We start from the raw sequence: 16,809 nt of genomic DNA on the forward strand, positions 1-16,809 counted from the left end.
ATTCACCGCTCGCCTACCGCCCGGTGTGAAGCGCGTGACGGACCGGGTGTCGAACCCCTTCGGAATGACTGCCCCGGGCGAACCCGCCGTGTACGGCTACGGTGACGCCAACGCCGACTTTCACGTCCTGGGTCTCGACGGCGAGACTCACGGCGGCACCGACAGGGGCGTTCCGTTCACCGGAACGCTCGCCGGCCGACGGATACAGGAAACCCTCCACGCCGTCGGCTTCGCCGCCGAGCCGTACAGCGACGCCCCCGAACTGTCGAACTGCTATCTCTCGTACCTGTGGCTCTCCCCCGGCGACCCCGCGGACCTCGAACGATACGCCGACGCCGAAATCCGTGCGGTGAACGCCCACATTCTCCTCCCGGTCGGCGACGAGGCGCTGTCGTACGTCCTGACGGAGTTCACGACGCAAGCGCAAAAGCTCCCACACGACGCCGCCCGACTCCACGCGACCGAAGTGCGGGGCCGCGGCTTCCTCGTCGTTCCCGTCCGCGAGCCCGCAGAGTGGGAACCGGGCGACAGGCCGGCACTCGTCGACCGACTCGAGGCGCTGCTGGACAGCGACTATCGGCAGACGAAAGGCGTCGCGACGACCGTCGGTTAACTTCGCTCGACGAAAGCGGCTATCTCGTCGGCGATTTCCTCGCCTTTGTCCTCCTGGAGGAAGTGCATCGCACCCTCTATCCACGTATCGGGCTGTTCGCTCGCGGTCGGAATCAACTCCCGGAGCGGGTCACGGGCGTTACGCGTGATGGGGTCGGAATCCGAAAACAGGACGAACGCCGGTTTCTCCCACTCGCTCAACCGCTGTTTGGCGGCTTGCATCGTGTCGGCGCCTTCGTCGTCCGGCGAGTGCGGGATGAGGAAGGGCAGCACCCGAGCGCAGGCCTTCGACTCCTCGGTCGGGAACGGCGCCTCGTAGGCGGCGATGACCTCCTCGGATAGCTCCTCAGCGGTGGCGTTCTGAATCAACATCCCGATGGGCAGTTCCTCGACGTTCTCGACGAAGTCGGCGAACTGGTGCCACGCGTCGGACATCTCCTGTGTGCCGTCGGGAACGCCCGTGTTCATCGCTACGAGGCGGGCGAACCGCTCGGGATTGTGGCCCGCGAGCGCGAGGCCCAGAATGCCGCCCCAGTCCTGACAGACGAGGGTAATCTCCGAGAGGTCCAACTCATCGAACAGCAGCGTCTCGAAGGCGTCGTAGTGGAGGTCGAAACTGTAGGCGTCGGGATCGGTGTACTTATCCGAGCGGCCGAGACCGAGCATGTCCGGAACGATGACGCGGCCGTGCTCGGAGAGTGTGGGTATCATCTTCCGATAGAGGAATCCCCACGTCGGTTCGCCGTGCATGAGCAGGAACGTCTCGTCTCCGTCCCCCTCGACATCGACGTAGGCCATCTCCGCGCCGTCGTCGGTGACGGGAACCTTCTCGTGAGGATACTCGTAGTCGGGTACGTCCTCGAACCGCTCCTCGGGTGTGGTGGTGAGAGTCACGGGCGCAACTCCCGCGGGGCGCCCAAAAGCGTTCGGGTGACGTTTGCGTCACCCGGTATCATCGAGGGCAGAGGGGTCTATTTGAGGCTCGACCGCCTATCGGGGATATGGAACACACCCCGGAACACGAGGTCACCGCGGAGAAACCCGACAGCCCAGTCCACACCATCGGAACCGACCACATGACCGTGATGGGCGGCGACGCCGCGAGCACGCTCGCCTTCTATCGGGATTTGCTGGGGATGCCGCTCGTGCTCGAACAGCCGAACCTCGACGCCCCGGAGTTGACACACCTATTTTTCGACACCGGTGACGGCCGCATTCTCACCTTCTTTGTCGGCGAGAACCGCTCGCCGCGACCGTACCGTGGCGCCGGCAACGTCCACCACCTCGCTTTCTCCATCGCCCCCGAGGAGTTCGACGACACGAAGAACGCACTCCGTGCCGCCGACTACGGCTTCAACGAGTTCGACCGGGGGGGCGTTCCACTCGCTGTACACCCAGGACCCGACGGGCCTCGTCATCGAGTTAGTCGTCGAAAAATACGACTTCCCGGCCGAACGCCGTGGCGAAGTGCTCGCTCTCGCCCACGAGAAACGCGTCGAAGACGGCTCGGGGTTCGTCGACGACGAGCACATGCAGGCGGCCTTAGAGGAGTTGGGGCTGAACCCCGAACCACGGTTCGAAGGCGACGCCCCGACCGGGGCGGGCGTATAATCGACCAGTGAGGAATCGACGGGGTCGAAGCTCCTGACCGACATTGCTGCCGAGGGAAAGCTTTTGCCGGACAGGCGACCACCGTGTGGTATGCAACTCCACTTCGAGTTCTACGCGACGCTTCGCGATGCAGTCGGTGAGAAATCAGTGGTCCGAACCGTTCCAGACGGGGTCACGGTCGCGGATGCCCTTCGAGCCGTCGCCGAGGACTATGACGGCCTGCAGTCGCTGCTGTTCCGCGAGAACGGCGCGCTGCGCTCTCACATCACCGTTGCACGGAACGACCAGCCACTTCTCGAGGACCGGGACGACGTGGTGCTCTCCGAGGGCGACACGCTCGTGTTGTCGCCGGGCGTCTCGGGCGGAACGGCGACGGCGCGACTCGCGGAGGCCTCCCAATGACGGACCCCGCCCTCGATTTCGAACTCGGACTCGTCGCGCTCGGTAACCACGCCTTCGAGGGGAACAACAACTGCTACGTTCTCGGTCTCGAAGACGGTGCGACGACGACGCTCGTCGACACCGGCGTCGCGTCCGATGACACCCGGAGACAACTCCAGGAGGGGTTGGCGAGGTACGACCTCGCGTTCGCCGACATCGAGCGAATCCTACTCACGCATCACCACGCCGACCACACCGGCTTGGCCGGCGAGATACAGGCCGAAAGCGGCTGTCCGGTCAACGTCCACGAGGCCGACGCGCCGCTCGTCGCCCAAGACCCCGACGCCACCGCCGCACAGGAGGACCGACTCCGGAACGCCATCGACGAGTGGGGGATGCCCGAGGAGAAACAGGAGGAACTGCTTGCGTTCCTCGACGGCAGCGCGGGCATGGACGGCGAGGCTCCCGAGGTGACTACCTTCGAGGACGGCGCCACCTTCGACCTCGGCAGCGTCGAACTCGAGGCGGTTCATATGCCGGGGCACGCCGCCGGACTGGCGGGCTTTGCCTTCGAAGGCCGTGATGGCGAGGAGTTGTTCAGCGGCGACGCGCTGTTGCCGTACTACACCCCCAACGTCGGCGGCGCCGACATCCGCGTCGACGGTGCGCTCGAACAGTACCTCGACGCCCTCCTCGACATCATCTCACGACAGTACACCCGGGCGTGGCCAGGCCACCGCGGTCCAATCGTCGACCCGCCGGGACGGGCCGCCGACATCATCTCCCATCACCGCGACCGAACCGAACGCGTCGTGGGCGTGCTAGACGACGGACCCGCGACGCCGTGGGAGGTCAGCGCCGAACTGTTCGGCTCGCTGTCGTTCATCCACATCCTCCACGGACCGGGAGAGGCGTTCGCCCACCTCGAACACCTCCTCGAAGCCGGTGTCGTCGCACGGACCGGTCGCGCGTTCGAACTGCTGGAATCCGAGCCGGACCTCGATTCGCTGTTCCCCGACGTGCCCGCCGCCCTCGACGTCGGCCGTCGTCCCGGTCACTGACGGGTGTGCGCGGTGGCTACCCAACCGACCCGGGATTAAGCGGTATCCGCCCGTCGATAGCAGTATGTCTGATGCCGAATCCGTGGTCAAGGACCTCCCACCGAGCGCGAAACTCGTCTACAAGACGCTCGAGTACGAGGGTCCGATGACCCAATCGCAACTCGCCGAGGAGTCGCTGCTGCCACAGCGGACGGTCCGACACGCCCTCCGGAAACTGGAGGACGCCGATATCGTCGACGAGTCGGTGTATCTCATGGACGCACGAAAGTCGACGTACGCCGTCCAGACGGGTGAGGAACCCGACGCCGCGACGCCAGCCGCGTAAGCTCCCTTTCTTACAGTTCGTCGATTCGTTTGACTCGACCGACCAGTAGGTCACCGTCCGTCCCGCGAAACGCCCGCACGACGCCGTCGCGTTCGCGTTCCTTCAGCCGAACCGTCGCGTGATTCTCGCTTGTCCCATCGTCGAGGCGCAGTCGCAGTTCCGCACCCTCGGCCACGACAGTGCCGACGAGTCGTTGGTCCTCCCGGGGCTTCGGAACCGTGAGTTCGACACGCGAACCGGCGAGTGCCGCGATATCGTCGAGCGTCGGTCGGCTCATACGCCTCCGTAACGCAGGGGTGGGAGTAAACGTCTCGGTAGCGCCGATTAGATTCTACACTGTTTCGAGCGACACACCGAATTCGATACAGGGCGTGACGGGAGTGAGAAAACGCGACGCGTTTTCGAACTACGCCACGCGCGTCGAGTGAGCGAAGCGAACGAGACGGGTGTGACGGGATTCGAACCGGAGAAAGACGGTCGCCTCGCTACGCTCGGCGCTGCGTCTTTCAGGGTTCGAACTCCGTGCCCGTTCGCTCGTCGCGTCCGCTCCTCGCAGAACGGGCGTGGCGGGATTCGAACCCGCGCTCTAGAAGTTAGGAACCTCTCGCCGTAGTCCGCTTGGCCACACGCCCTACCGAAAGTGGGCGCGGGAGGCTGAAAACGATTGCTGTCCGACGGTTCGTCAGTTCGTCTCGGTTTCGTCGTCCGACTCCGCCTCCGCGATTTCGAAGTCCTCGTCGTCTTCGTCTTCCGCGGCGTCGGTCGTCGCGTCGCTGTCAGTTTCGGTCGACGATTCCGTTGTCGATTCCGTTGTGGATTCCGTCGACGAGCTACTCGACGACTGCCCCGTCGCGCCGTCGCGCATGTCCTTCAGCTCTTCTTCGACCTCCTGGCGGCCTTTCTGGAACTCGCCCATCGCTTCGCCGGTCGAGCGGGCGAGTTTGGGAATCTTGTTCGCGCCGAACAGCAGCACGGCGATGAGCAGGATTATCAGCACCTCGGGCCCACCGGGAAGCCCGAACTGCATTGGAAGCAGGTCCATCATTGCTACCCGAGGCTAGCCTAGTGTTGATTATAGGCTTTTTCCTCGGAAAGCGGAATCGAGTCGGCGAAAAACGGAGTTCAGGCGTTCGAGCGCTCGGTGTCGCCGGACGTTTCGGCGTCGGACTCCGCGGAGACTTCCTCGTCTTCGTCCTGTATCTCTTCGAGTTCTTCTTCGACCTCTTGGCGGCCCTTCTTGAACTCGCCGGTCGCCGACCCCATCGACCGTGCGAGTTCCGGGAGCTTGCTCGCCCCGAACAGGAGAATCAGGATGCCGGCGATTAACAGCAGTTCGGGTGGACCCAGCCCACCGATGAACAGTGGCGTCGTCATACCTGTTGCTTCGCGTGCCCACTTGTAGGCTTTTCGCCACTCGTCGCCCGGTCGCCGGAAGCCGGAGATTCAAACGGGCGGGTCACGAGGGGCCACACATGGTCGATGTAGGCGACGACGCACCGACGTTCAGTGCACCGATGACGACACCGAGTGGCGACATCGAGGAGTTCTCGCTGGCCGACGCCACCGATGACGGTCCCGTCGTGTTGGCGTTCTTCCCCGGCGCGTTCACGAGCGTCTGCGCCAGCGAGATGACGACGTTCCGCGACCGACTCGACGACCTCACCGATGCTGGCGCCTCGCTGTACGGGGTCAGCGTCGACTCGCCGTTCGCACTCGAGGAGTTCGCCACACAGAACAACCTCAACTTCCCGCTGGTCAGCGACATCGCCAAAGAGGTCATCGACGCCTACGACGTATCGATGGACTTCGATGCCCTCGGCGTCGAAGGCGTCGCAAAGCGCGCGGTGTTCGTCGTCGACGCAGACGGCACTGTCACCTACGAGTGGGTCTCCGACGACCCCGGAATCGAACCTGATTACGAGGACGTCGAGGCGGCCGTGGGCGACGCCTGACTCGCCGGACGTTTTTTCTCGACACCCACCCTTGTCGCGATATGAGCGACTCCGATACCGCCGACAGAGGGGAACCCGGTCGCGTGTACGACCCGGATGCGGACCACGACTTCCCCGACGAGCGCCTCAACACGGTGCTCGAAACCGTCCAGAGCGACACCGAGATTACCACCTACCTCGAAGCCCAGAACGTCAACCCCGTCGACCGCAAGGGGTACAACGACCACGGCACCAAACACATCGAAATCGTCCGCAATCGGGCGCTGTGTCTGTACGAACTGCTGAAGGCCGGCGATGTCGAGTTCAACGGCGCCGAACAGCAGGGCCTCGAAGAGGCCGACGAGTCGGTCATCATCGCACTGGCCGCGACGCTACACGACATCGGCCACGTCGTCCACCGCGACGACCACCCCTACTATTCGATTCCGCTAGCGGCGGACGTACTCGACCGACTCCTGACGGAGTTCGATTTCTACGACGCCGCCGAGCGCGTCCGAATGAAGGGCGAAGTGCTGCACGCTATCCTCTGTCACCACACCGAGGAGACGCCGCTGACGACCGAAGCCGGCGTCGTCCGCGTCGCGGACGCTCTCGACATGGAGCGAGGCCGCTCCCGAATCCCCTACGAGAAGGGCGGTCGAGGCATCAACACCATCTCCAGTCGGGCGATTCGAAAGGTATCGCTGCAACCCGGCAACGGCATGCCGGTCATGGTCGAAATAGAGATGACCGACGCCGCCGGCGTGTATCAGGTCGACGAACTCCTGAAGCACAAACTCCACGACTCCCGAATCGAGGAGTACGTCCGCATCGTCGCGCTCAACACCCACAGCGACGACGGCGACCTCGTCGAACGAATCGAACTGTAACGGTGCGTCGGCGTCGGAGTCCCTCCTCCGTCGTCGGGAATCACCTCGCTTTTGGGCCCCGATTCGCTACCCCGAGACGTGTCGAGTACCCTCCGTGCCTTCCGCGACCCGGAGTTCCTCTCGCTTTCGGGGACGGCGTTCGCCCGCGCACAGGCGTACTCGACTATCGCTATCGCGTTGGCGCTGTACGCCGACCAGTTCGGGACGACGAGTACCGTCGAAGGACTGTTCGGCACCGTCTTCGCACTCACGCAACTGATTATCGTCCTCCCGCTCGGCCGGTACATCGACACGCACAACGCAAAGCGGGTGTTACTCGTCGGGTTTCTCGTCAACGTCGCCGTCTTCGTCGGGTTCGCCCTCGTCGAAACCGTCTCGCACGTCATTTTGGTCCGGATGGTACAGGGAGTCGGGGCGAGCCTCCTGTGGATTACCGGTTCGACTGTGGTCGGCGACATCGCTCCCGACGGCGAGCGCGGGCTCTGGTTCGGCACCTACAATCAGGTCGGCGCGTTCTCCAGTCTCGCCGGCGACATCGTCGGCGGCGCGCTGCTCGCCGTCTACGGCTTCACCGAAACGTACGCCGTCCTCTCGGCGATTACCCTCGGGGCGTTCCTCGCCGTCGCCGCGGTCCTGCGAACCAACCCCGGCGGGCGCTCGACTGACGACCGCAGCGGCCGGGAGACGTTCCGCGACCTCCTCGGTCGACGGACGCTTCAGGCCCTGACGGCGTTTCGGCTCGGAACCGGCTTCGGAAAGATGGGCGTGCTGTTGTTCCTTCCAATCTACGCCCGGACCGGGTTCGGGATGAACGCACTCGTCGTCGGTATCGTCCTCGCGGGCGGGAAACTCACCAAAGCGCTCACACAGGGATACGTCGGCGAGTTGACCGACAGCATCGGCGGCAAGAGCCGATTTATCGTCACGGGGGCGCTGCTGTACACCGTCGGCACGCTGGCGATTCCCTTCGCGGAGTTCGCAGACGGCCTCATCCCATCGGTCGCCGTCAGTTTGGTCGGACGCTCGCTCACGTTCCCGCCGGCGTTCGCCGTCCTCTTCGGGGCGTTCGCACTCTGCGGCGTCGCCGATAGCATCCGCCTCCCGGCGAGCATGTCGCTGTTCATCGAGGAAGGTGAGGCCGTCGACGCGACGGCAGGAAGCATGTCCCTCCGGTCCGTGTCGTGGAAAATCGGGCAGGTCGTCGGTCCGCTGACGATGGGCATCGTCTGGGATGCCTCCGGCGTGTTCGCCGCCTTCGGGGTTGCAGCCGGTTGCATCCTCGTCTCGACTGCGGCGTTCATCGGCCTCAGTTCTCGCAGTCAGTGACCGCCGAAGGAGACGCTACTGTGAGAACCCGCTTCCGCGCAGCGTGAGTTCCTCGCGGCCGACCGACACCTCGGAGTCGAAGACTGCACGAATCGTGTTGTGCGCCTTGTCGTCGTGCATGCTCGGGTTCATCGTGAACACGCCCAGCATGTCGCCCGAGCGGATGCGAGCGGTGAACACGTGCAGGAATCTGAACATCGTTCGCAGTTCCGCGTACATCAGCGCCGTCGACACCGTCGCGAATCCCACACGAACCGGCTTCGTGTCGTCCTCGTCGAGCAGTTTCGCAAACTCGAGGCTGATGCCCGTCAAATCGCCGGGGGAACTCAACTGCTTGACTGGCACGCCTTCGACATCGCTGTCGTGGTTGGTGCACTCGATGACACCGAGTTGTTCGCGGGTGGCACCGCGGTCGAGCAGTTCTTCGACGACGGTTTCGGCGTCCGTGTTCGTCGTGATGACGATTGCACGCTCGCCGGAGGCGGGTGTGACGGCGTCGAACAGCCGCTCGTTGGTCTCCGGCGACGGCCCGGACACCAACACGCTCGTTCCGGCGTCGAACGTCGCGAGTTCGCCGAACCCGTCGACGCGATAGCTCACCTGTCCTCACCCCCTCCCTCGTCGGATTCGCCCTCGATGTCCCGGACCATCGCCACGAACTCGTCGCTCTCCATCTCCGGCAGCGTCGCATCGAGTTCCGAACGCAGCTCCGAAAGCCGACTTTCGAGGTCCGCGTACTCCTCGCTCTCGGCGAGTTCCTCGTCGGGTTTCGAGGACCGAAGCGCCGCCTGCTTGGCCGACAGCGAGTACAACTCCTGTTCGAGGTCCGCGAAATCCGACCGCGACAGCAGTCGCTGGACGGTCTTCAACAACTCGTCGCGCTCGACGGGCTTGGTGAGATAGTCGTCGAAGCCCATCGTAATCACGTCGAAGTCGGGCTCGACGGCCGTCACCATCGCCACCTTACACTCGGTGGTCCGTTCTCGAAGTTCGGCAAGCACTTCGTCACCGCTCATCCCCGGCATCAACCGGTCCAGAAGCACCACGTCGACCGAATCGTCGAGTTGTTCGAGTGCCGCCTCACCACCTTCCGCCGTCAGAACCTCGTAGTCGTCCTCCAGCCACCGAACGTACAGTTCGATGAGCGCCCGTTCGTCCTCGACCACGAGGACCGTCGGTTTTCCATCTCCCTCGCTCATTAGATATCTCGTCTTTTGGTGGGGGCTACGTATAGTTTGGCGTCTGTCTCTTCAAGAGTCGGTGTAAAAATAGCATTTCGTAGTACTACGGCAGAGCCTCCGTCGTATTATCTGAATTCCCGTTACGATCGTAGACCCGGATATCAACGCTAGTAGGCTCGCCTGCTTCGTCGTGATTGATTTGCGGTGAACGGAAGATGCCTTGGCTTTGAGCTCCTTGAACCCTCTCAGTTGAATTCATTAGGGTGTTACCATTGGAATCCACTACTGCCAGCTCAATGTAGTCAAGTCCAGAACCACCAGTATCAGTCACATCGTAATCTACAATCATCTGCGAAACCGTTGCGGTTGTGAGACAGCTGGTAACAGTGTCACTAATCACAGGTATAGTAACATCATTGAAACTCGTACAGACAGTGAACGCATCTTCAGATAGTGTGGCGTCCTGAATAGTCGGGTCCGTCTGGTCAAGACGGGGGTTGAACGACACGTTGAATCGGATATCCTCCTTATTGTCTGGATTGAAACTGGAGTCGCTCGGTTTTCGCGCGTAACTCGCTTCGACCTCCACAACCCCTGCACCGCTACCTGTGTAGCGGGCACTCGGTTGTCCATCGTCCGTAGTAGTCGTTTCGATGGTTTGGTTCCCGTTTTGGAACTGCCCGGTATCTACGCTAATGTTGATGCTCTCACCGCTCACGGGGTTATTGTATCGGTCTCGTACCTCGATTGGTAGCCGGTTCGCTTCACCAATCTGCAACTGGCGGTTCGAGGCCCGCGTCACGTATGTCGCTTCTGTATCGGGGGTATCACTTCCCACCCCTATCTGTGGCATCCGGAGATTGTACTCTTTGGTCTCATTGAGTTCGATTTCCACGAAGTCACCACCGCCAGCAGAGCGTACGTCTTCGACGTTCTCCTCTTCCGAGAGGAGTTCCTCCCATTGGGAGGCGTCTAGGCGTGAGGGGAGTCGAAGAACCATTGGACCACCCGAAGGCTCGACGGTTACTGTTCGGGCAGGTGCGCTCGTCGGCTCTGCTTCAAGGGACATGGAACCACCGGAAGCACGAGAGAGGTTTCCGGCGAACAGCGTGAGAGAAATATCGTTTCCGCTGACTACCTTACCGGGGTCGTCGATAACCGTTTGATTGTCGAAAGCACGATAAACAGTCCCGTATTCGAGAACATTCGTCGGTGGGTTCCGGTACTCGTTGTAGTTCGCACTGTATTCCAGACGTTTTGCTTCTAAGTTAGTTATTGACCCATCAATATATTCACTAGTCTCGTCGTCAGTGGCTGTGACGTTCTGGATACTAGCCGTTTGGTTTCCGGCTAAGCGAATCTGTCCAGTCGGGTTCTGAGGGTTGAAGAACAGCAAACGCGTCGGATATGATGTCCCCATCTGTACTTTCACCGATTCAGGGTTCCCACTGGAACTAACCCTCGAGGTTGCGCTACTGAACTCAACCAAATCACTCTGGACCTGTTGGCTATGTTTGAATTCTACCTCCTCGTTCGCCGCCGGTATCGCCGTCGTCTGAAAAACGGCCAGTAGCGCGACGAACAGCCCGAACACCAGTATCGCGCCGACGACCTCCGAAACACCTCTGTTGTCTGTGATGAAATTCATTGTTCTATATGAGGACGAACACGCCAAGCGTGAGCACTGCCAGCACGATGCTGAACTTCAGCCCGGCGAGGACGTTGTTCTCCGCGAGTTTCCCTGCGAGTAGCCCGCTGCCGATACCTTGGATGAGCGCCGAGTGGAAGAACACCGTTCGGTAGATGTCGACCGGCACCTCACCCACCGACAGCGGCGTGCCGGCCGCACCGCCGGCTTGGGCGCTCGACGGCGGCGCGGTGTCGGCCAACTGTCCGATTGGCGTCAGATAGCTCGTATCGAGCATGACGATGACCGCGAGGTACACGAGGAAGCCGATGATGACGATGGCGGTGTAGGCGCCCATCTCGCTGCGGCGCTTCCGTTCGATTTGATAGCGGTTACGGGTGTCCTCGGCGGCGATGGAGATGATTTTCGAGAGGTCGCTGGAGGAGTGATTGCCCTTCGCGATGAGCTTCATCGTCCGAGTGACCTGCGGAACCTTCAGGCGGTTGGCGAATTCCAACAGCGCCCGTTCGATGTCGCCGTTCCAGCGGATGTCGTTGCGCACCTTCCGGAGTTCATCGGAGAGGGCGCCCTCGGACCACCGCGAGACGAGGTTCAACGCGTCGACGAGCCGGATACCCATCTGGTTCGCACTCGAGAGGATGTTCAGCGTGTCGGGGAACCGCTCTGCGATTTTCTTCTCGCGGCGACGCTGGCTCTCGTAGAACAGCGTCAGCGGCACCGACGCGATGAGGAACGGCACGACGAACAGTCCGATTGTCGCCCGAATCGGGACTTCGAGGATGCCCTCGATGGACGCCGGGACGGCGCCGGAGATGAAGGCGAAGCCGACTGCCAGCAGTGCAATCGGGACCGTCACGAGCAGCGACAGAAGCGGATTTCGGTCCCGAATCTGGTCGATGGGGTTGTACAGCATCTCGAGGCGTTTGTCGCGTTGTTTCTTCTGTTCGTACGTCTCGTATTGGGGGTCCTCGGTGACGCGGGAACTCCACTCGCGGTCGAACTCGACGTCTTCGATTTCGAGTTCGTCGGTGTGTTCGGCGTAGGGTTTCGAGAGGATGTCGACGGCCGCGAGGAAGCCGAGCATTCCCAGCGGTAGGCCAACGTAGACGAGGAAGTACGTCTGCAGCAGCGCCTGTCCGCCCAGCAAACTGATGACGAGCAGGGTGACGATGAGGAACAGCGGCGCGGCGACGAAGGCGACGACGAAAATCTCGGAGAGAATCGACAGCGTTCCGAGGAAACTGTCCTGTTCGTCGCGAGCCTCGTCCATGTAGGTCTCAGCTTCGTCTTCGAGGAACACCGAGAACTCGCTGCCCGAGTCCAGCACGGAAATCATATCGTCGAGGAACTGTTCGAGGTTCTCCGACGGCGTGAGGTTGCGGGCGTCACGCAGCGCCGTAAAGAGGTCGTTGCCGAACAGTTCCACGTCGCGGACCACCATGTCGAACTCGTTGGACACCTCGCCGTACACCTCGTCGGCTTCGGCGAGTTCCTTGACGACTTCGAAGGTGTTCATCCCGCCGTAGCTCAGCGCGTACATGTAGACGATGGCGTGCGGGAGCAGGATGTTGATGCTCCGTTCGCGCGTGCTCGTCCGCATGCGGGGGTAGTAGTACCCTGTCGCGAACGCGCCGCCGGCGAACAGCACGACGGAGAAGACGACGACCGCGATGCCGAGAAGGGCCTGAAACACCACCTGGTTGACGCCCAGTTGGGAAAACCCGCCGAAGAGCGTCAACTGGACGGAAAGTAAGGCTCCGAGGAACAGCCCGACAGCCGCCGCGATGAAGGTGTAGCCCGTGATGCGGGTGAGGTAGATGTCGTAGGTGTAGCCCATCCGCGCCTGATTGAGCCACCGCTGGAGGTCACGGAACCGTTCGGGATGGGTGAGAAACCACGTCCGCAGGTAGCCGTGCTGGTCGCGGAGTCGCTCCTTGTCGGCCTCCGAGAGGTCGTGACGTTCCGGGAAGTACTGTTCGAGTTCGTAGTCCGGAATCGGCGTCGCGTCGTCGATGTTTCCCTGGCTCATTCTGTGTCTTCGAGGTCGCCGGGCTCTAAGGTGCCCTCGTTGACCATCTTCAGCAGTTTCTCCTTGTTGCTCCCGAACATGTGAATCGCGCTCGTGACCTCGTTGTAGCCCGAGATGTCGTTGTCGACGAGGTACTGAAGGAACTCACGGCGCTGGCGGAGTTCCTCGGCCAACTCCCGACCGCTCCAGCCTCGGTCGTCGGCGATTTCCTGCAGCACCTGGGAGTTGTTCACTCGCTGAATGGTGTCGGAATCGGCGTCACGTGCGAAGATGTCGATAGCGCGAATGGACTCCTCGGCGTCGCTGCCGGGGAGGATTTCGGTGACGCCGTCGTTGCGCCGAACACGGTCGCCGTCCTTGAACGTCTGTTTCTGGACGGAGATGATGTCCAACTCCAAGACCATCTGTGCCGGCACGTTGAGCGGCTTGTTCTCCAGTCGGTTCAACACGCCTTCGACGCTTTCGGCGTGAATGGTCGTGTAAGCGGTGTGGCCCGTCCCGATGGCCTGGAAGAACGTGAACGCGACGTTCTGCTCGGTTCGAATCTCACCGACCAGCAGGTACTCGGGGCGCTGTCGGAGTGCGGCCTGTAGCAACTCGTACATCGACACCTCGCCGCGGCCCTCCGAGGTGATGGACTCCCGCGTGAGGCTCTGGACCCAGTTGTCGTGCGGGAGCGTGATTTCGCGGGTGTCCTCGATGGAGACGACTTTCGCGTCCTCGGGGACGAACATCGAGACGGCGTTCATCGAGGTGGTCTTCCCCGAACCCGTACCGCCGGAGAAGATGAGCGAGCGGTTGTTCTCGATAGCGAGCCAGAAGTACGCCATCTGCTCGACGGAGAACGTCCCGCGTTCGACGAGGTCGACGGGTGTGAAGGGGATGTTGGCGAACTTCCGGATAGTGAAGTTCGACCCACGGGTCGCAACGTCCGACCCGAAGGTCAACTGCACGCGGGAGCCGTCCGGGAGCGTCCCGTCCATCAGCGGTTCGGAGACGGACACCTGTTCGCCCGCTCGCTGTGCAAGCCGCAGTGCGAACGAAGAGAGGCGCTGTTTGCCGAACGTGATGTTCGTCGGCATGTCGCGGTGTTCGGCGTGGTAGACGTAGACGGGGATGTCGATACCGTCACAGGAGATGTCTTCGATGTTGGGGTCTCGCATCAGCGGGTCGATGCGCCCCAGGTGGACGAAGTCCCGCAGGAGGTAGTATTTGAGCTTCAGAAGCGAGCCGTCCTCGATGGTTGCGGCGGCGTGGTCGGAGATGATTTCTTTCGCCTTCTCCTCGAAGATTGCCTCGCGGTCGTCGTCGGCCTCCAGGTCCTGATACATCAGGCTGTTTCGGAGAATCTTCACGAGGTCCTCGCGGACGTACTCCTCGAACTCCGTCAGTTCTGGCTCGTGGACGTGGTATCGGAGCCGTTCTTCGTCGTCACGCCGCAGGATGGAGACGTACGCGTAGGGCTTGTTCACCCACAGCCGCTCGATTTCTTCGTGGTTGTCGAGATACGAGAAGTCGAAGAACTGACCCTTGATGAACTCAACGTCCGGCCGCTCGGCGAACGATTCGTCGATGTCCGCCGTCTCGAAGTACTCGTGGACCTCCCGAAGAATCTCGCCCTTTATCGGGTGGTCGGAGACGATTTGTCTGTCTTCCTCGCGCGGACGGCGGGCCTCGGCGACTGCCGGAGAGTCCTCCTCGGTGTCTGACTCGACTGACGACGCTTCGCCCTCCTCGGCCGTCGCGTCGGCCGCCCCCTCCTCGGAAGCCGACTCTTCGGGTCGTTCTGTCGTTTCGTCGTTCCACTCGAACTCCTCGACCTCACCGTCCGAGGAGTCGCTATCACTGCTCACAGTTCCTCCGTCTGTCACCGGTGTGTCGGCCGGCGAACCGTCGTTTTCGTCCCCCATTTGGCTCGAACCTACGTGTGCCGTTTTTGTGTATCATCATTAGTGTTATACCGGGTTTGTACGGGGCTACTTATGTGGCTGGTCCTTGGGACCACGTCTCAGTGTCTCACGGGGAGTGTCATCGGGACGCGACAGAGACGTGTGTTAACTCAGGCCTAAAAGCGAACGGTGTTATTACTGACGCACGAAACGAACAGTGAATCTACCGAAAGTTTTCATCAGAGAGCGGCCACGGTTCGACGGATACCGGGAGTCGATACCGCGAGAATCACGCGTCGAGGCCGACGGTCATCACGGGGACGGGTGACTGCTCGACGACTCGCTGGGAAACGCTGCCGACGATGTTCCGCTCGTAGCTCCCACCGCTGGTTCCCATCACCACGAGGTCGATATCGGCCTCGTCGATGTAATCGAGAATGGCCTCTGAGGGGTTGCCGACGTCGACATCCGACGCCGTTTCGATTTCGTGTCCGTCCGCCGTGGTGACGGCCTCGTCGACAGCGGCAAGCGCCTCTTCTTCCAGTTCATGGCGAACAGTTTCGACGCGGTCGTCGTCGAGGGTCAGAAACGCACGGTCGTCGACGACGGATAGCACGTGAAGCGTTGCGTCCCGCGTCTCGGCGATATCGAGTGCGTACTGCAGTACCTTTTGGGAGTGGTCGGTGCCGTCCGTTGGAAAGAGAATCCGGTCGAACATCAACAGTAATACCGAAACGTTTCGGATACATAAGTCCGCCGTGAACCCGCCGATACAGACGTGCTAGCGTGGTTCTCGGTGACACAGACGACCTGCTGTCGAGCACAAAGAGTGGTTTGTGAGTCGCTCGTCTCGTGGTTCACTTCGTTCACCGCTCGACTGTACGAGGCGTGACCAAAGGGAGCGCCTCGCTATCGCTCCCCGTTCATATTTTCGAGGCCTCACTACGTTCGGCCTCGTAATGCGCCGGCCGGGAGAGAAAAAACGTGAGGCGTTTTCGAACTACGGCCGGCGCACGACCACAGGGAGTGCGCCGGCCGGGATTTGAACCCGGGCCATGAGCTTGGAAGGCTCAGGTCCTGCCACTAGACCACCGGCGCTCACTTCGTTCGCGCCGAGACTCGCGGTTCCGACGGAACCGCTCACCACCGGCGCACTCGATACCCCACAACGGGGCGTATCTGGACCTATATCCGCCACCCCCTAAGGAGTTTTCCGTTCCAACCGACCACCAATACCGGTTGGGGACGGCAAACATGTTGTCCGTATGATTGTCCTGGTCACTGTCACGCTGGCGTGACGACGGCGTAGCAGTTCCCACTCGAGATTCGCGAGTCGACGACTTCGAGTTCGCTCGCCGCAATGTCGGCGTCGAATTCGGCCGGCGCGTAGATGTGATAGAACCGCGGGACGGTCTCCCCGCCGGGGAGCGTCCAATCGACGTCCGTATCGAACCCCTCCGTGGCGTCGGCGGAGGCATCGAAGGCGTCGTGGGCGGTACTCCACGCGCTCACGAGCGCCTCACCGTCCGGAGTGAGGACGCGCGCCACCTCGTCGAGGCTCCGCCGGCGCAACTCCCGGGTGGGAAGGTGATGCAGCGTCGCAACGTACACCGCCAACTCGGCGCAGTCGTCGGTCAGGGGAAGTGCCGAGGCGTCGCCGGCGAGAAACGACCCCCCTGGCGCTCGCTCCCGTGCGAGGCCGAGCAGTCGACGGCTCACGTCGACGCCGACCACCGTCTCCGCGTGGTCGGCCAAAAGCGCCGTGTGCCGGCCGTTGCCACAGCCGATGTCGACCGCTCTGTCGGCGTGGCGACCCGCACAGAACGATTCGACCTCCGGCCAGGGGTACTCCCGGGTCGCCGCGAAGTGGTCGGCGATTCGTTCGTACGTCGCCCGAACCGCCGCCCGGTCGTCGTCCATACCGC

The 16,809-nt window shown here is 62.1% G+C and carries 18 protein-coding genes, 2 tRNA genes and 1 pseudogene; 8 read left to right on the forward strand and 13 right to left on the reverse strand.

Annotated elements, in window-relative coordinates:
- Positions 1 to 25 precede the first annotated feature (25 nt).
- Positions 26 to 613, forward strand: a complete 588-nt coding sequence (locus GJ631_RS09165) for a uracil-DNA glycosylase (protein WP_370518615.1) — start codon at positions 26 to 28, stop codon at positions 611 to 613.
- Here the strand turns inward: GJ631_RS09165 and GJ631_RS09170 are convergent.
- Complete coding sequence (locus tag GJ631_RS09170) at positions 610 to 1,506, reverse strand: haloalkane dehalogenase (protein ID WP_370518616.1); 897 nt, start codon at positions 1,504 to 1,506, stop codon at positions 610 to 612. The two genes, GJ631_RS09165 and GJ631_RS09170, sit on opposite strands and share 4 nt — an antisense overlap.
- 107 nt (positions 1,507 to 1,613) lie before the next feature.
- Between GJ631_RS09170 and GJ631_RS09175 the strand changes: the two are divergent.
- The 4 genes and pseudogenes from GJ631_RS09175 to GJ631_RS09190 all read left to right on the forward strand — a co-directional run bounded on the left by GJ631_RS09175 (position 1,614) and on the right by GJ631_RS09190 (position 3,990).
- Positions 1,614 to 2,223, forward strand: a pseudogene (locus tag GJ631_RS09175) (VOC family protein).
- A gap of 90 nt (positions 2,224 to 2,313) precedes the next feature.
- Complete coding sequence (locus tag GJ631_RS09180; RefSeq protein WP_156708868.1) at positions 2,314 to 2,625, forward strand: ubiquitin-like small modifier protein 1; 312 nt, start codon at positions 2,314 to 2,316, stop codon at positions 2,623 to 2,625.
- Positions 2,622 to 3,665 carry an MBL fold metallo-hydrolase gene (locus GJ631_RS09185; protein WP_156708869.1) on the forward strand — a complete coding sequence of 348 codons (1,044 nt, stop codon included), beginning with the start codon at positions 2,622 to 2,624 and terminating at the stop codon, positions 3,663 to 3,665. The genes GJ631_RS09180 and GJ631_RS09185 overlap by 4 nt, the downstream gene beginning before the upstream one ends.
- A gap of 64 nt (positions 3,666 to 3,729) precedes the next feature.
- Entirely contained in the window at positions 3,730 to 3,990 is a 261-nt protein-coding gene (locus GJ631_RS09190) for a helix-turn-helix domain-containing protein (RefSeq protein WP_156708870.1), read from the forward strand.
- A gap of 10 nt (positions 3,991 to 4,000) precedes the next feature.
- Here the strand turns inward: GJ631_RS09190 and GJ631_RS09195 are convergent, their stop codons facing one another.
- From GJ631_RS09195 to GJ631_RS09210, 4 genes are all read right to left on the reverse strand, one after another.
- Entirely contained in the window at positions 4,001 to 4,267 is a 267-nt protein-coding gene (locus tag GJ631_RS09195; protein ID WP_156708871.1) for a hypothetical protein, read from the reverse strand.
- 281 nt (positions 4,268 to 4,548) lie between these two features.
- Positions 4,549 to 4,622, reverse strand: a tRNA-Arg gene (locus tag GJ631_RS09200).
- A gap of 50 nt (positions 4,623 to 4,672) precedes the next feature.
- A complete protein-coding gene (gene tatA / locus GJ631_RS09205; RefSeq protein WP_156708872.1) occupies positions 4,673 to 5,035 on the reverse strand; it encodes a twin-arginine translocase TatA/TatE family subunit in 363 nt (120 codons plus the stop codon).
- Between the two features lie 77 nt (positions 5,036 to 5,112).
- Positions 5,113 to 5,364, reverse strand: a complete 252-nt coding sequence (locus GJ631_RS09210) for a twin-arginine translocase TatA/TatE family subunit (protein ID WP_156708873.1) — start codon at positions 5,362 to 5,364, stop codon at positions 5,113 to 5,115.
- Between the two features lie 98 nt (positions 5,365 to 5,462).
- Here GJ631_RS09210 and GJ631_RS09215 point away from each other — a divergent pair, with 98 nt between their 5' ends.
- From GJ631_RS09215 to GJ631_RS09225, 3 genes are all read left to right on the forward strand, one after another.
- Entirely contained in the window at positions 5,463 to 5,942 is a 480-nt protein-coding gene (locus GJ631_RS09215) for a redoxin domain-containing protein (RefSeq protein WP_156708874.1), read from the forward strand.
- Between the two features lie 41 nt (positions 5,943 to 5,983).
- Positions 5,984 to 6,811, forward strand: a complete 828-nt coding sequence (locus GJ631_RS09220; protein WP_156708875.1) for an HD domain-containing protein — start codon at positions 5,984 to 5,986, stop codon at positions 6,809 to 6,811.
- 78 nt (positions 6,812 to 6,889) lie between these two features.
- Positions 6,890 to 8,137, forward strand: a complete 1,248-nt coding sequence (locus tag GJ631_RS09225; protein WP_370518617.1) for an MFS transporter — start codon at positions 6,890 to 6,892, stop codon at positions 8,135 to 8,137.
- 15 nt (positions 8,138 to 8,152) lie between these two features.
- On the opposite strand, the gene GJ631_RS09230 is transcribed toward GJ631_RS09225, so the two are convergent.
- The 8 genes from GJ631_RS09230 to GJ631_RS09265 all read right to left on the reverse strand — a co-directional run bounded on the left by GJ631_RS09230 (position 8,153) and on the right by GJ631_RS09265 (position 16,804).
- Positions 8,153 to 8,737, reverse strand: coding sequence for a hypothetical protein (locus GJ631_RS09230; RefSeq protein ID WP_156708877.1), 585 nt, complete (start codon positions 8,735 to 8,737; stop codon positions 8,153 to 8,155).
- Complete coding sequence (locus GJ631_RS09235; protein ID WP_156708878.1) at positions 8,734 to 9,336, reverse strand: response regulator; 603 nt, start codon at positions 9,334 to 9,336, stop codon at positions 8,734 to 8,736. The genes GJ631_RS09230 and GJ631_RS09235 overlap by 4 nt, the downstream gene beginning before the upstream one ends.
- An 85-nt stretch (positions 9,337 to 9,421) precedes the next feature.
- Positions 9,422 to 10,966 carry a hypothetical protein gene (locus GJ631_RS09240; RefSeq protein ID WP_156708879.1) on the reverse strand — a complete coding sequence of 515 codons (1,545 nt, stop codon included), beginning with the start codon at positions 10,964 to 10,966 and terminating at the stop codon, positions 9,422 to 9,424.
- A 4-nt stretch (positions 10,967 to 10,970) separates the two neighbouring features.
- Positions 10,971 to 12,995, reverse strand: a complete 2,025-nt coding sequence (locus GJ631_RS09245; protein ID WP_156708880.1) for a type II secretion system F family protein — start codon at positions 12,993 to 12,995, stop codon at positions 10,971 to 10,973.
- On the reverse strand, positions 12,992 to 14,848 hold the full coding sequence (locus GJ631_RS19470; RefSeq protein WP_197424948.1) for an ATPase, T2SS/T4P/T4SS family: 1,857 nt from the start codon (positions 14,846 to 14,848) through the stop codon (positions 12,992 to 12,994). The genes GJ631_RS09245 and GJ631_RS19470 overlap by 4 nt, the downstream gene beginning before the upstream one ends.
- 325 nt (positions 14,849 to 15,173) lie before the next feature.
- The gene (locus GJ631_RS09255) at positions 15,174 to 15,602 is read right to left on the reverse strand and encodes a universal stress protein (protein ID WP_156708882.1); all 429 of its coding nucleotides are present in this window, start codon (positions 15,600 to 15,602) and stop codon (positions 15,174 to 15,176) included.
- Positions 15,603 to 15,911: 309 nt separating this feature from the next.
- Positions 15,912 to 15,982, reverse strand: a tRNA-Gly gene (locus tag GJ631_RS09260).
- Positions 15,983 to 16,168: 186 nt separating this feature from the next.
- Positions 16,169 to 16,804 carry a class I SAM-dependent methyltransferase gene (locus GJ631_RS09265; protein WP_156708883.1) on the reverse strand — a complete coding sequence of 212 codons (636 nt, stop codon included), beginning with the start codon at positions 16,802 to 16,804 and terminating at the stop codon, positions 16,169 to 16,171.
- Positions 16,805 to 16,809 lie beyond the last annotated feature (5 nt).

Source organism: Natronomonas sp. CBA1123 (assembly GCF_009741925.1).
Taxonomy (GTDB): domain Archaea; phylum Halobacteriota; class Halobacteria; order Halobacteriales; family Haloarculaceae; genus Natronomonas.